This window comes from Stenotrophomonas sp. YJH_SMC_120, assembly GCF_059368675.1.
Window position 1 is genome coordinate 1 of the sequence record NZ_JCAFRY010000007.1, and the last position, 13,896, is coordinate 13,896.

Annotated in this window: 15 protein-coding genes; 6 read left to right on the top strand and 9 right to left on the bottom strand. The window is 66.8% G+C overall.

All coding sequences use genetic code 11. The features are described from left to right. Positions 1 to 128: integrase core domain-containing protein (locus tag AC5P60_RS10615; RefSeq protein WP_146257439.1), on the top strand; the 128-nt coding region annotated here is incomplete at its 5' end. Between the two features lie 28 nt (positions 129 to 156). Here the strand turns inward: AC5P60_RS10615 and fabF are convergent. From fabF to AC5P60_RS10655, 8 genes are all read right to left on the bottom strand, one after another. Next, positions 157 to 1,419 carry a beta-ketoacyl-ACP synthase II gene (fabF, locus tag AC5P60_RS10620; RefSeq protein ID WP_012479290.1) on the bottom strand — a complete coding sequence of 421 codons (1,263 nt, stop codon included), beginning with the start codon at positions 1,417 to 1,419 and terminating at the stop codon, positions 157 to 159. A 143-nt stretch (positions 1,420 to 1,562) separates the two neighbouring features. Beyond that, positions 1,563 to 1,802, bottom strand: coding sequence for an acyl carrier protein (gene acpP / locus AC5P60_RS10625; RefSeq protein WP_005408313.1), 240 nt, complete (start codon positions 1,800 to 1,802; stop codon positions 1,563 to 1,565). Between the two features lie 152 nt (positions 1,803 to 1,954). Then, the gene (fabG, locus tag AC5P60_RS10630; RefSeq protein ID WP_005408312.1) at positions 1,955 to 2,698 is read right to left on the bottom strand and encodes a 3-oxoacyl-ACP reductase FabG; all 744 of its coding nucleotides are present in this window, start codon (positions 2,696 to 2,698) and stop codon (positions 1,955 to 1,957) included. A gap of 88 nt (positions 2,699 to 2,786) precedes the next feature. Further along, on the bottom strand, positions 2,787 to 3,731 hold the full coding sequence (gene fabD / locus AC5P60_RS10635; protein ID WP_043033680.1) for an ACP S-malonyltransferase: 945 nt from the start codon (positions 3,729 to 3,731) through the stop codon (positions 2,787 to 2,789). 256 nt (positions 3,732 to 3,987) lie between these two features. After that, complete coding sequence (locus AC5P60_RS10640) at positions 3,988 to 4,770, bottom strand: BUD32 family EKC/KEOPS complex subunit (protein ID WP_005408310.1); 783 nt, start codon at positions 4,768 to 4,770, stop codon at positions 3,988 to 3,990. A gap of 78 nt (positions 4,771 to 4,848) precedes the next feature. Further along, positions 4,849 to 5,826 (bottom strand): beta-ketoacyl-ACP synthase III, encoded by a 978-nt coding sequence (locus AC5P60_RS10645; protein WP_005408309.1) that lies wholly within the window; start codon positions 5,824 to 5,826, stop codon positions 4,849 to 4,851. A 91-nt stretch (positions 5,827 to 5,917) separates the two neighbouring features. After that, entirely contained in the window at positions 5,918 to 6,112 is a 195-nt protein-coding gene (rpmF, locus tag AC5P60_RS10650) for a 50S ribosomal protein L32 (RefSeq protein WP_005408308.1), read from the bottom strand. Positions 6,113 to 6,219: 107 nt separating this feature from the next. Next, entirely contained in the window at positions 6,220 to 6,729 is a 510-nt protein-coding gene (locus AC5P60_RS10655) for a YceD family protein (RefSeq protein ID WP_012479287.1), read from the bottom strand. Positions 6,730 to 6,842: 113 nt separating this feature from the next. On the opposite strand from AC5P60_RS10655, the gene AC5P60_RS10660 reads away from it, so the two are divergent. Continuing rightward, positions 6,843 to 7,412, top strand: coding sequence for a Maf family protein (locus AC5P60_RS10660; RefSeq protein WP_483693506.1), 570 nt, complete (start codon positions 6,843 to 6,845; stop codon positions 7,410 to 7,412). A 229-nt stretch (positions 7,413 to 7,641) separates the two neighbouring features. On the opposite strand, the gene AC5P60_RS10665 is transcribed toward AC5P60_RS10660, so the two are convergent. Next, positions 7,642 to 9,483 carry a glycosyltransferase family 39 protein gene (locus AC5P60_RS10665; RefSeq protein WP_483693507.1) on the bottom strand — a complete coding sequence of 614 codons (1,842 nt, stop codon included), beginning with the start codon at positions 9,481 to 9,483 and terminating at the stop codon, positions 7,642 to 7,644. A gap of 42 nt (positions 9,484 to 9,525) precedes the next feature. Here AC5P60_RS10665 and AC5P60_RS10670 point away from each other — a divergent pair, with 42 nt between their 5' ends. From AC5P60_RS10670 to AC5P60_RS10685, 4 genes are read left to right on the top strand one after another with little or no spacing between them, the layout of a single operon-like run. Beyond that, positions 9,526 to 10,479 carry an AAA family ATPase gene (locus AC5P60_RS10670; protein WP_005408304.1) on the top strand — a complete coding sequence of 318 codons (954 nt, stop codon included), beginning with the start codon at positions 9,526 to 9,528 and terminating at the stop codon, positions 10,477 to 10,479. A 2-nt stretch (positions 10,480 to 10,481) separates the two neighbouring features. After that, positions 10,482 to 11,426 (top strand): DUF58 domain-containing protein, encoded by a 945-nt coding sequence (locus AC5P60_RS10675; RefSeq protein WP_033835175.1) that lies wholly within the window; start codon positions 10,482 to 10,484, stop codon positions 11,424 to 11,426. Continuing rightward, positions 11,419 to 13,368 (top strand): transglutaminase TgpA family protein, encoded by a 1,950-nt coding sequence (locus AC5P60_RS10680; protein WP_033835174.1) that lies wholly within the window; start codon positions 11,419 to 11,421, stop codon positions 13,366 to 13,368. The genes AC5P60_RS10675 and AC5P60_RS10680 overlap by 8 nt, the downstream gene beginning before the upstream one ends. Next, positions 13,365 to 13,892 carry a Slp family lipoprotein gene (locus AC5P60_RS10685; RefSeq protein ID WP_005408301.1) on the top strand — a complete coding sequence of 176 codons (528 nt, stop codon included), beginning with the start codon at positions 13,365 to 13,367 and terminating at the stop codon, positions 13,890 to 13,892. Before AC5P60_RS10680 ends, AC5P60_RS10685 begins: the two co-directional genes overlap by 4 nt. Positions 13,893 to 13,896 lie beyond the last annotated feature (4 nt).

Consider the following 13,896-nt stretch of genomic DNA (forward strand, 5'->3'; position numbering starts at 1 on the left):
ACCAGCGCAATTCCGTGCTGACCCAATGGCTGCACCACTACAACTGGCACCGCCCTCACATGGGGATCGGTGGCCAGCCACCTATTTCCAGAGTCCTGCTGAACAACGTGGTGGGTTTACACAACTAACAGTCGACTCTACAACCTACCGCACCAGTCAGACGCGCTTGAAGATCAGCGTGCCGTTGGTGCCGCCGAAGCCGAAGCCATTGGACATCACCACGTCCACCTTGGCCTGGCGTGCTTCGTTCGGCACGTAGTCCAGGTCGCAACCTTCGCCCGGCTGTTCCAGGTTGATGGTCGGCGGGATGACGTTGTCCTGCAGCGCCATCACCGAGAAGATCGCTTCCACGCCGCCGGCAGCGCCCAGCAGGTGGCCGGTCATCGACTTGGTGGAGCTGACCATCATCTTGTAGGCGTGGTCGCCGAAGGCGGTCTTCATCGCCATGGTCTCGCCCAGGTCGCCCAGCGGCGTGGAGGTGCCGTGCGCGTTGAGGTAACCCACCTGCTCCGGGGTCACGCCGGCGTCCTTCATGGCCATGACCATGCAGCGCGCGGCGCCTTCGCCGTTCTCGCTGGGTGCGGTCATGTGGTACGCGTCGGAGCTGGCGCCGAAGCCGGCCAGTTCGCAGTAGATCTTCGCGCCACGTGCCTTGGCGTGCTCGTACTCTTCCAGGATCAGGATGCCGGCGCCGTCGCCCAGCACGAAGCCGTCACGGTCCTTGTCCCACGGGCGCGAAGCCTGTTCCGGGGCATCGTTGCGGGTGCTCATGGCCTTCATCGCGCAGAAGCCGCCCAGCGCGGTCGGCGACGAGCCACGCTCGGCACCGCCGACCACCATCACGTCAGCATCGCCGTACTGGATCATGCGCATCGCGGTACCGATCGAGTGGTTCGAGGTCGCGCACGCCGAGACCGCCGAGAACGACGGACCCTTCAGGCCGGTGATGATGCTCAGCTGGCCCGGCAGCATGTTGATGATGGTCTTGGGTACGTAGAAGGGCGAGATCTTCTTGCCCTCGTGGAACTCGATGGTCTGCTCTTCGATGCCGAGCAGGCCGCCGATGCCGGCGCCGACGATGGCGCCGATGCGCTCGGCATTGGCGTCGGTGATCTCCAGGCCCGAATCATGCAGGGCCATGAACGAGGCACCGAGGCCGTAATGGATGAACGGGTCCATCTTCTTGGCATCCTTGCCGCTGACCCGGAACTTACCGAACAGTTCATTGTCGGCGGTGATGTCGAATCCCTTGACCTCACCTGCAATCTTGGTGGTGAACCGATCCACGTAGGCATCAGCAACGTTGGTCAGCGGACCGATGCCCGAACGACCGTGGGTGATGCCTTCCCAGCTGCTGGCCAGATCATTGCCCAACGGCGAGACGATACCCAGGCCGGTTACGACGACGCGACGCTTCATTGCTGTTTCTCCTGACCCGGATGATTTCTACGGGTAACTCGGTTTGCTTCGATGTGATGCCCAAACACACGGGGCCGCAACAGCGGCCCCATGGGGTGCGGTGCGCGGCAAGGAAATACCTGCACGCGCACTGCCGTCTGACATCAGGCCTTGACGTGGGCCTTGACGTAGTCGATGGCGGCCTGCACGGTGCTGATCTTCTCGGCTTCTTCGTCCGGGATCTCGCACTCGAATTCTTCTTCCAGGGCCATCACCAGCTCGACGGTGTCCAGCGAGTCAGCGCCCAGGTCATCGACGAACGATGCGCTGTTGGTGACTTCTTCTTCCTTGACGCCAAGCTGTTCGACGACGATTTTCTTGACGCGTTCTTCGATGGTGCTCATGGGATCTCGCTCCAGATGGAGTTGTGGTTCAAAAGTGGTCGCCATCAAAGGCGATGGCCGTGGGATAGTGTAGTGGAAACCGGCGCGGCCTTGCATCGCAGCAAAAACCTCAGCAGATCAACCACTTGCGGCGCAATCCCTGCGCCCCTTGCTTACGGCATGTACATGCCACCGTTCACATGGAGGGTTTCGCCGGTGATGTAACCGGCAGCCGGGCTGGCCAGGAAGGCCACCGCATGGGCGATGTCCTCCGGCGAACCCAGGCGTTCGAGGGCGATGTCGTTGATCAGCGCGGTGCGCGCTTCTTCCGGCAACGCCTTGGTCATGTCGGTGTCGATGAAGCCGGGAGCAACCACATTGACGGTGACACCGCGCGAACCGATTTCCTTGGCCAGCGACTTGCTGAAGCCGATGATGCCGGCCTTGGCGGCCGCGTAGTTGGCCTGGCCGGCATTGCCGGTCACGCCCACCACCGATGCGATGTTGATGATGCGGCCCTTGCGTGCCTTCATCATGCCGCGCATCACCGCCTTGCTGGTGCGGAACACGCTGGTCAGGTTGGTGTCGATGATCGACGCCCAGTCCTCGTCCTTCATGCGCATCAGCAGGTTGTCGCGGGTGATGCCGGCATTGTTGACCAGGATCGAGATCGGGCCGAACTCCTTGGCGATGCCGTCCAGCACGCTGTCCAGCGCGGCAGCGTCAGTCACGTTCAGTGCACGGCCGTGACCGCCGTGGGCGGCCAGGCGCTCGCCGATCGCGGCAGCACCGGATTCGGTGGTGGCGGTACCGATGACGGTGGCGCCCTGGGCGGCCAGCAGATCGGCGATGGCGGCACCAATGCCACGGCTGGCGCCGGTGACCAGTGCGATTTCACCCTGCAGGGGCTTGCTCATGATGTTTTCCTCAGGCTGGGGCGGCCGCCGTACCCGTACCCGTACCGCGTGCAGCGGCCACCGGTACGGTCGGCAGGAACAGGGGGAGTCAGGCCGACCATGCCTCGCGGGCGGCTTCGAAGTCGCCCGGGGTGGCCAGTGAACGGCCGTCGATGGCCTTGTCGATGCGCTTGACCAGGCCGGTCAGCACCTTGCCCGGGCCGCACTCGGCAACCTGGGTGATGCCACGGGCGGCCAGCGCCTGCACGCAACCGGTCCACTGCACCGGCTGGTACAGCTGCTGGACCAGCGCGGTACGGATCGCGTCGATACCGTCATGCACCTGGGCATCCACGTTCTGCACCACCGGCAGCTGCGGCGCCTGCCAGGACAGGCCGGCCATCACTTCGGCGAGGCGGTTGGCGGCTTCGCGCATCAGCGGGGTGTGCGAGGGCACGCTCACGGCCAGCTTGACGGCCTTGCGCACGCCCTTCTCGGCCAGCAGCGCCAGCGCGCGGTCAACCGCATCTGCGTCGCCGCCGATCACGATCTGGCCCGGCGAATTGAAGTTGGCCGGCACCACCACCTGGCTGCCCGCGGCTTCGGCGCAGACGTCCAGCACCAGCTGGTCTTCAGCGCCGAGCACGGCGGCCATGGCGCCGACACCGGCCGGTGCGGCTTCCTGCATCAGCTGGCCGCGCAGGCGCACCAGGTGCGCACCGTCATGCAGGCTCAGCGCGCCAGCGGCGACCAGGGCGGTGTACTCGCCCAGGCTGTGGCCGGCCAGCACCGACGGGCGCGGACCGCCCACGGCGTTCCAGGCACGCCACACGCCGATGCTCGCGGCCAGCAGGGCCGGCTGGGTGTATTCGGTACGGTTGAGCATTTCCTCCGGGCCACCCTGGGACAGCGCCCACAGGTCGACGCCGGCACCATCGGATGCTTCGGTGAAGGCTTCACGCACCTGCGGGTGCAGTTCGGCCAGCTCGGCCACCATGCCCACAGACTGCGAGCCCTGGCCGGGGAAGACAAAAGCGAGGGTGGATACGGTCACGCGGTCATCCGCTTGTTGCAATCGAAGCGGGCCATGATAAGGGCGAATCCGCTGTGTCGTCTGTACGTGCGCGTATGCAGGCGTATGGAGCGCCGCCGCGGGACAGCCCGGCATCCGGTGCGGTGCCCCGCCCAGGTAGAGTCGACTGTCAGTCGACTGCCCTTCGATCAGCCGCTGAAAGCCCGCGCTGCGCGCGGAAATTGACTGACAGTCGACTCTACCGCGGCGCCAACCTGCCAGCAGCGCGAACCTGCCGTCAGCAGAACAGCTGCAGCACGTCCAGGTCGCCGTCGGCGAGGAAGTCCACGCACAGGCCCACCAGCATCAGTACGCCCGCCGTGCTGGCGCCATGGGCGATGAAGATCGAATGCGCCAGCGCGCGCGCTGAACGGCCCAGCTTCATGCAGACCCGGGCCAGGCTGCGCAGGCGGCCGCTGACCGCGTGCACGTGTTCGCGCACAGGCGCTTGGGCCTCGCCCATCGCCTCGGCCATCATCGCCTGCAGCTGCTCGGGGCGGTCGGCGTAGTACTTGGCCACGCCGTAACCGAACATCAGCCAGTCGCGGGCCTGCGCTTCGGACAGATCCATCACTTCCAGCGGATCTTCCTCGAAGTCGATGAAGCCCACCTTCTGCCCATCCCAGGTGAGGTTGCGCGGCAGCGGCTGGCCGAAATAGGCGCCGCGCGCATGCGCTTCGGCGATCGCCTGCATGGCCGCCATCACCAGCCGGTCGCGGCCGGCCTCGTCGGCCTGGCGCAGGCAGGTATTGAACGAGCTGCCGTTGTCACCGATCACCAGCGCGGCGTGGCCGCTGCCCAGCACGTCGGGCACGTTCACGCCCTGCGCCTGCAGTTCTCCCAGGCGACGGGCTTCGGTTTCTCGCGCGGCATCACCACCACGGTGCGGCGGTGGTCGCAGGGCGTCCAGATGGAAACGACGGGCAACGAAATTGAGCAGGCCCAGGGCCACTGCGCGGCTTCCCTTGCCGTACTGCTTCAGCCAGGCGCGCTGCCCTTCGATGACGATGGGCTCAACCATGACGTGTACTCCTTTAAACGCGTTACGGCCCCAGAGGGGCCGTAACGACAAAACTTCACATTGTCGTAACTTGCACTATCAATAGCGCAGCAGGGCCGAACCCCACGTGAAGCCGCCGCCGAAGGCTTCCAGCAGCAGCAGCTGGCCGCGCTCGACGCGGCCCGAACGCACCGCGGCGTCCAGCGCCAGCGGCACCGAGCCGGACGAGGTGTTGCCGTGCTTGTCGACAGTCACCACCACCTGGTCCATCGACATGTCCAGGCGCTTGGCGGTGGCTTCGATGATGCGCAGGTTGGCCTGGTGCGGAATCAGCCAATCCAGGTCGGACTTGTCCAGGCCATTGGCAGCCAGGGTCTCGTCCACGACCGAGTCCAGCGCCTTGACGGCGTACTTGAACACGTCGTTGCCCTTCATGTTGATGGTGCCGCCACCGTTGGCACCGTCCTTGAAGCCGGTCGAGACGCCCACCGGGTTCCACAGCAGCTCCTTCTTGCTGCCGTCGGCATGCAGGTGGGTACTGAGGATGCCGGTTTCCTCGTCGGCCTTGAGCACGACGGCGCCGGCGCCATCGCCGAACAGCACGCAGGTGGTGCGATCGTTCCAGTCGACCATGCGGGTCAGCGTTTCGGTGCCGATCACCAGCACGTGCCTGCAGTCGCCGGAACGGATGAACTTGTCGGCCACGCCCAGCGCGAACACGAAGCCCGAGCAGGCGGCGTTGACGTCAAAGGCAGGGCACCCCGCAACACCGAGCTTGGCCTGGATCAGGCACGCGGTGGAGGGGAAAATGAGGTCAGGCGTGGTCGTACCGACCACGATCATGTCGAGCTGCGAAGCGTCGATACCGGCCGCTTCAAGTGCGCGCAACGCGGCCTGGTAGCCGAGGTCGCTGGTGGTTTCGCCTTCGGCCGCGATGTGCCGTTCACGAATTCCGGTGCGCGACTGGATCCACTCATCCGAGGTTTCGACCATTTTTTCCAGGTCGGCGTTGGTCAGGACTTTTTCCGGCAAATAGCTACCGGTGCCCGCGATCCTCGAATAGATCCGCTTGCTCATCATGTTTCCTGTTGCGCGGGCCGCCGATCACCGGCACGCCCGGGAAAGAAGGCAAAGGCCGCTGCCCGAGGGCAGCGGCCTTCCCGGCACATCAATCTTCTTCGACGGCCGAGGTCTTGGTCTGGATGACCTTCTTGCCGCGGTAGAAACCGTCGGCAGTGATGTGGTGACGCAGGTGCACTTCGCCGGTGGTCGGGTCGGTCGACAGCTGCTTGGCGCTCAGGGCGTCATGCGAACGGCGCTGGCCGCGGCGGGACGGGGTAACACGGGATTTCTGCACAGCCATGGGATTGCTCCAAACTCGGTTCGTTTTGCTTCGTCGTATCGTCGCGCAGGACGCCAGCGCCCAGCACACTTTCGCTTTCGCCGCAGCCGCCGACGACAATCCGGCTGCTATTGTTTCTTCAATGCCGCCAATGCCGCGAACGGATTGGCCTTCTTTGTTTCTTCTTCGCTCGGCGCCCAGTCCTTGTCGACTGCTTCACCGTCGGGCGACAGCGGAACCACCGGCACCGCCAGCACCAACTCGTCTTCGACCAGGTCCAGCGGACGCAGCTGGCCGTCTTCCGGCACCAGCAACGCCTCGTACTCCTCCGGCAGGGACGATTCCTCGTCCTCGTCGCGGATCAGGCCAAGCCTCTGGGTCACCTTCACCGGCAACAGGAATCGCTGCATGCTGCGCTGACAGGTCAGCGGCAACGCGGTGTCGATGGTCAGTTCCACATAGGATACCCGCAGGACTTCGTCGCGACCGAATTCAAGCGAGTAGGAACACTCGCCGTCGGTATCTGCGACCAGCCCCTGCAGGCGGGTCAATTCAGCCAGGGAGACCTGGCCGTCGAAGCGCCTTCGCGCTACGACCATCCGCCAAGCATCCAGCGATTCGGGCACGTTCGCGGACATAAGCCGCTGAATACTAAGGATCGGGGGGGCTGCTGTCAAATGCCCGCCATACAGCACTTGCTGCTGGCGCTGCGCACAGGCCAGACTGCCGCACCCTGCCCCGGTATTCTCGCATGTCACTGGTCCTGGCCTCCACCTCCCGCTACCGCCGCGAGTTGCTGCAGCGGCTGGGCCTGCCCTTCGACTGCGCAAGCCCGGAGGTGGATGAAACCCCGTTGAACGGTGAGACGCCGCTGGCCCTTGCAACGCGCCTTGCCACGGCCAAGGCAACCGAAGTCGCCGTCCGCCACCCCGGCGCCTGGGTGATCGGCTCTGACCAGGTGGCGGACCTGAACGGGCGGCCGCTGGGCAAACCCGGCACGGCCGAGGCGGCCTGCGCGCAGCTGGCGGCGATGTCCGGGCAGACAGTACGCTTCCATACCGCCATCAGTCTCACGCGAGACGGAGAATCATTCAGTGCCGTGGATCTGACCGAGGTCCGTTTCCGCGCGCTGGGCCAGGAGGAGATCGCGCGCTACGTGGCCACCGAACAGCCGCTGGACTGCGCCGGCAGCTTCAAGTGCGAGGGCCTGGGCATCAGCCTGTTCGAAGCGATCGACAACCGCGACCCGACCGCGCTGATCGGCCTGCCGCTGATCGCGCTGTGCGGGTTGCTGCGCCAGGCAGGGTTCGCGGTGCCCTGAAGGCGACACACTGATTGCCGGCACCGATCGCGGAAACAGGCCGGACATGGGCCGGGTAGGACCTGAGCCGGGTAACGTCGACTGTCAGTCGACCATCGCGCGCAGCGCGGGGTTTTGCCGGCGGCTGGAAGAGCAGTCGACTAACAGTCGACTCTACCAACGTGGAGCCCCCGACCAACCTGGAGCACGCAACCAACCTGGCGCGCGACCACCTGGACCGCGCTCCGCCTCAGCGCCCGCGAACCTGGAACGGCTGCTCCTGCCATTCCTCCACGCTGCCATCGCGACCGTGCAGGCGCAGGCCCAGCCAATGCCGTCCCGGCGCCAGCGTGCTCGTGTCCAATGAAGCATCGAAGCCCACCGCCGGATGCTGCGGATCGGTGCTGTCCGGCCAGGTCTGGCGCACGTCGAATGCGCGGCTATAGCGCGCATCCCCCATCGAGCGGCCATCGACCAGCACCTCAACCCGTGCCAGGCCGACACCATCCTTGAACGCCCATCCCTTGATCGCCAGCGTGCCAGACACCTTTTCGCCGTTGGAAGGCGTATCCAGCCACGCCATTGCCGGAGTCACGCACGCCCCGGGCGCGCGCTGCGCCGGCAGCCGGAACAGCAGGAAACGCTGGAAGCCATGGTCACTGCTGACCACCCGCGGCGCCGGCAGCGGCCCCACCTGTCCGCAGATGGCGTGATAGCGCGCCAGCAGATCGCGGTAACGCTGGTCGCTGGGTGAAAGCACCAGCAGCATCGGCGTCGAGCGCTTGCCCTCATGCAGCAGTTCCCACTGCGCCAGCTGCGCGGTGCGCCCATGCTTGTCGTTGAGCGGATGCGGCAGCACTTCGATATCGCCATTGCCGAGCTGGAAGCCCAGCTCGGCGCCAACCTTGAAGTTCCCCGCCAGCACCCGCGTGCCCGCCGGCATCTGCTGCAACTCTTCGCGCACCGCCATCGCCAACGGCTGCCAGCCCGCGAAATTGCGCGGGTAGTACTTGCTGCCTGCCAGCTGCTCACGCAACGCGGGCGTGGAGGCCATCAGGTAATAGCCGAACGCCAGCACCATGCCTGCGCCCGCCAGCCACCAGCCGGTGCGCCGCAGCCAGCGTGGCCAGCCGTTGAGCACCACCGGCACCGCCACCAGCAGGGCCAGATAGCCCGGCAGCGGCCAATGGAAACTGATCCGCTCGACGTCGGTGAAGAAGCCCAGCAGGAAGATGCCCAGCGTGGATACGCCCCCGACCAGACCGAAGTAGCGCCACTGCACGCGCGTGCCGCCGCCCCTGCGGGTACCGGCCAGCGCCACCTTCCACATCGCCATGCACAGGATCGGGGTGACCAGCATGGGCTGGATCACCAGGAACCACAGCCCGTTCCATTCGAACGTCCAGGGATGGCGCTCGACCACCTGGAACTTCAGGCCGGCGTCGTGGTTGTCCGCGTTCCATGCCAGCAACGGCAGCCACGCCAGCACGCCCACCGCCAGCGCGACCCATACGCGCGGATCGGCCAGCATGCGCCGCCCCTGCGGCAGCGCCAGCAACGCGATGAAGCCAACGCCGATGACACCGATGAAACGGTAGTGACTGAGCGCACCGATCGACAGGCCCAGCGCAAGCTTCATCGCCGACGATGCATCAACGTTGTGCAGCAGCCGCGCACCGGCGTGCAGGCAGATCACCGCGGCCAGTGCCATGGGCACATCCGGCACCGCCAGCAGGCCCAGCGTCGCCGACAACGGCATCAACAGCGTGAGGCTGCCCGCTTGCCAACCGGCCACATTGCCGAACCAGCGCGTGGCCGTGCGCACCACCAGCAACGGCAGCAGCGCGCCGATGGCCAGGAACGGCAGGCGCAACGCGAGCACATGGTGGCCACCGATCTCCACACCCAGGCGCGCCAACCACGCGGTCAGTCCGGGAAGGTCCGAATACGCAGCGGCCAGATGCTGGCCTTCCTGCCAATAGAACGCTTCGTCAACAAACAGTGGCAGCCGCGCAGCCACTACCAGCTTGGCCGCTGTGACCAGCGTCCATAACCAGAGAAATATTGTCCGCGCGCGCTGTTCGCCCTGCATTGCTCTATGGATAATCGAATGGATTCCAGACCTGAGACGATCATGCCAGCCTCGTCCCCCAATCCCAGCATGCTAACCGATCAACTGCGCCAGGCCCTGCGGGAGGCACAGGATCAGGTAAACGCACTGGTGCTGGGCAAGGTGCCGGAAGTCAGGCTGGCTTTCGTCGCCCTGCTTTCCGGCGGCCATCTGCTGATCGAAGATCTGCCCGGCCTGGGCAAGACCACGCTGGCGCATGCGTTGGCCAGCAGCCTGGGCCTCAGTTTCCAGCGCGTGCAGTTCACCTCCGACCTGCTGCCCGCCGATGTACTGGGCGTTTCGGTATACGAGGCCGGCAGCCGCCAGTTCCAGTTCCACCCGGGGCCGGTGTTCACCCACGTGCTGCTGGCCGATGAGATCAACCGTGCGCCGCCACGCACGCAGAGCGCGCTGCTGGAGGCGATGGCCGAACAGCAGGTCACCCTGGATGGGCAGACCCATCCCCTGCCCGATCCGTTCTTCGTGATCGCCACGCAGAACCCGGTGGATCTGTCCGGTACCTTCCCGCTGCCGGATTCGCAGCTGGATCGTTTCCTGCTGCGCCTGGCGATGGGCTACCCCAGTGCGCAGGCCGAACGCGAACTGCTGCGAGGTACAGACCGCCGCGACCTGATCGCACGTGCCGTACCGAAGCTGGATGACACCCAGGTACGCGCGCTGCGTGAAGCCGTCAGCCAGGTCCATGCCAGCGATGCACTGGTCGACTACGTGCAGGCCCTGCTGACCCGCAGCCGCCAGCACGCCGGCGTGCGCGTGGGCCTGTCACCGCGTGCCGGCCTTGCGCTGCTGCGCGCGGCCAGGGCGCATGCACTTCTGCTGGGCCGCGGCCACGTGGTGCCCGAGGACGTGCAGACCCTGTTCGTGGCGGTGGCCGGTCATCGCCTCGTGGCCGAAGCCGAGTCCAGCTCGGGGCCGGCACTGGCACGGGCCATCCTGCAGACCGTTGCGGTGGATTGAGGGTGGCCACGCGCTGGGCACGACTGCAACTGCTGGCACGCCCGCGCAGGCCTGAAGCACTGCCGCAGCGCCTGGACCGCCACCGCATCTACGTACTGCCCACCCGCTTCGGCCTGTTCGTCGCCGCGCTGCTGGCGGCAATGCTGCTGGGCGCACTGAACTACAACAACAACCCGGCGTTGCTGCTGGCCCTGCTGCTGGCGGCAGCGGCGATCGCCAGCGCCATCGCCGCGCACCTGCAGCTGTCGGGCGTACAGATCGACGCGATCTCCGCCGAGCCGGTTCCTGCCGGGCAACCACTGCGCCTGCGCGTGGACCTGTCACTGCGTGATCCGCGCGCACGCCACGGCCTGCACCTGCAGCTGGGGGACAGCGAAGCCTGGACCTCGCTGCCTGCACACGGCCGCGGTGAGGTGGAGCTGCACGTTCCCAGCGAACGCCGCGGCTGGCTGGAGCTCCCGCGCATCCGCCTCTCCACCAACCAGCCACTGGGCCTGGTGCGGGCATGGTCGTGGGTGTGGCCGGAACAACCGCTGCTGGTCTACCCGCAACCCGAGGCGCTGGCCCCTGCACTGCCGGAAAGCGGCAACGATCCGCTGCACACGCGCGCCCATGCCAGTGGCGAGGAACTGCATCAGCTACGGCCCTATCGTGCGGGCGATGCGCCACGCAGCATTTCGTGGAAGCACTCGGCACGCCGCGACAGCCTGCTGGTGCGCGAGTACGAAAGGCCGGTTGGCATCGAAGTCATCCTCGATTGGCGCACGCTGTCCCCGCTGGGCCATGAAGCACGCATCGCGCGTTTGGCGCGATGGGTCGACATGGCCGAGCGCGAAGGCCGCCGCTACACCCTGCTGCTGCCTGCACACCCGCCGTTCGGGCCAGGCCAGGGCGCCAGCCACCACCACCTGTGCCTGCGTGCACTGGCATTGATGCCGCATGACTGAGACCACGCCCGCGCTCGACCGCAATGCCCGCAACTGGACCCTGGCCAGCGCGGCGTTGGCGCTGTTGCCGTTGCTGCTGCAGTTGCCGCCCCTGCTGGCGGGCGTGATCGCGGCTGCAGCGCTCGTGACTGCGGCCCTGTCGTGGCGGAGGGTGCTGCCCATGCCGGTGCGCCTGCTGCTGGTGCTGGCCATGCTCGGTGCCATCGCCTGGCAGATGGGGATGGTCCGACCTGGGCGCGATACCGGTTGCGCCCTGCTGGCAGCGATGCTGGCGATCAAGTCCAGCGAACTGCGCAGCCGGCGCGATGCCCGCAGCCTGCTCGGGTTCGCGCTGTTTTCCCCGTTTGCGGCGTTCCTGCTCGACCAAGGACCACTGACCACGGTGTTGGCCGCACTGGCGGGGATCAGCGCGCTGCTCGCCCTGCAACGGCTGGCCGGGGATGAAGGCCACGCCGCGCCGCTGCCTTTGCGAGGGCAGCTGCGCGGCGTTGGCCGCCTGCTGGCGATCGGCCTGCCGCTGGCGTTGGCCTGCTTCTGGCTGTTCCCGCGCCTGGCCACGCCACTGTGGGGTGTTCCCGAGCGCGCCGTGGGTACGCCGGGGTTGTCCGACAGCATGGAGCCCGGCCAGTGGCTGGACCTGATGGCCGACGACAGCCCGGCGCTGCGCGTGCAGTTCTTCGGCGCGGTACCCGAGCCGATGCAACGCTACTGGCGAGGACCGGTACTGACCGCCTTCGATGGCCGGCGCTGGACACGTGACCGCGCCAGCGAGCGACGGCCGGCGGCCGTGGTCGAGGCCGGTACGCAGGGCTGGGACTACCAGATCGACTACGAACCCACCGACCGGCGCCAGCTGGTGGCACTGGACCTGCCCAGCCGCGCGCCTGCAGGCAGCACGCTGGATGCGGACATGAGCCTGAGCAGCGAGCGGTCACTGGCGTCGCTGAGCCGCTGGCGGTTGCATTCGGCGCCACCACAACGCTTCGACAGCACGCTGTCACCCTATCTGCGACGGGCCGCGCTGCAGTTGCCCAGTGGCTTCAACCCGCGCACCGCCACGTTGGCGCAGCAATGGCGGCAGCAGGCTGGCAGCGATGACGAGGCCATCGTGCGCCGCGCGCTGCAGTGGATCACCACCGACTTCTCGTACACGCTGGACACCCCTGCGGCAGGGCGCGACCCGATCGACGAGTTCCTGTTCGGCTACAAGGCCGGCTTCTGTGAACACTTCAGCTCGGCCTTCGTGGTGTTGATGCGCAACGCCGGCGTCCCGGCACGGGTGGTGACCGGCTTTGCCGGCGGCACCTACAACCGCCTTGGCGACTACTGGATCGTGCGGCGGATGGACGCCCATGCCTGGGCCGAGGTATGGCTGCCGCAGCGCGGCTGGGTACGGGTTGACCCGACCGCAGCCGTGGCACCGGAACGCATCCTGGATACACTGGACGACCGCCTGCAGGCCGGTACGGACACGCCACTGCAGCAACGCTGGCAGCAGCTGGGGCAGATGGGCGACTGGCTGCGCCGCGGCTGGAACGACCTGGTGCTGTCATTCGATGCACGCCGCCAGCAGCAACTGCTCACGCCGTTCGGGATGGATGATCTGGGCCCCACGCAACTTGTCGCTGGCTTCGTGGTGGCAACGATGCTGGCCTTGGCGTGGATGGCCTGGCTGCTGGCCCGTGGCGAGCGCGAACGCGACCCGCTGCTGCGCGCCTGGCACCGGCTCGGACGGCGCTACGCCCGCCTCGGCCTGGCCCGTGAACCGCACGAAACCGCACAGGACTGGGCCCAGCGGGTGCACCGGCAGCGCCCTGACCCGGCCCTGCTCGCACTCAGCCAGCGTTTCGCCGACGCGCGCTACGCTGGAACTTGCACCGACCTCGCTTCATTATTGCGGGACCTGCGCAGGCATCGCCCGACTTCCGGAGCCTCCCCATGAACACCAAGTTCCTTCTCACCGCTGTGGCCACGCTGGCCCTGTCGGCCTGCGCCACGGCCCCCAAGCCGCTGCAGGGACAGTTCAGCCTGGTCTCCCCGCGCGACTCGGTCGCTACCCAGCAGGTCGGCACGCCGGTCCGTTGGGGCGGCCGCATCATCGAAACCAAGCCCGGCCAGGGCGAGACCTGCTTCCAGATCATCTCGCGCCCGCTCAATGGCAGTGGCCGCCCGAACACCACCTCGTCCGACGCCAGCGACGGTCGTTTCATCGCCTGCCGTGCCGGCTTCTACGACCCGGCCGTGTTCGAAGCCGGTCGTGACGTGACTTTCATCGGCAAGATCGACGGCTACCAGAACACCCGCATCGGCGAGTACGACTACCGCCTGCCCAAGCTGTCGGCCGATGTGATCTACCTGTGGCCGGAACAGCGCCAGGTCGACGTGGTGCCCTACCCCTATGGCCCGTGGGGCCCGGGCCCGTATGGTCCGTACTGGGGCGGCTATGGTCGCTGGGGCTGGTGGTGATCGT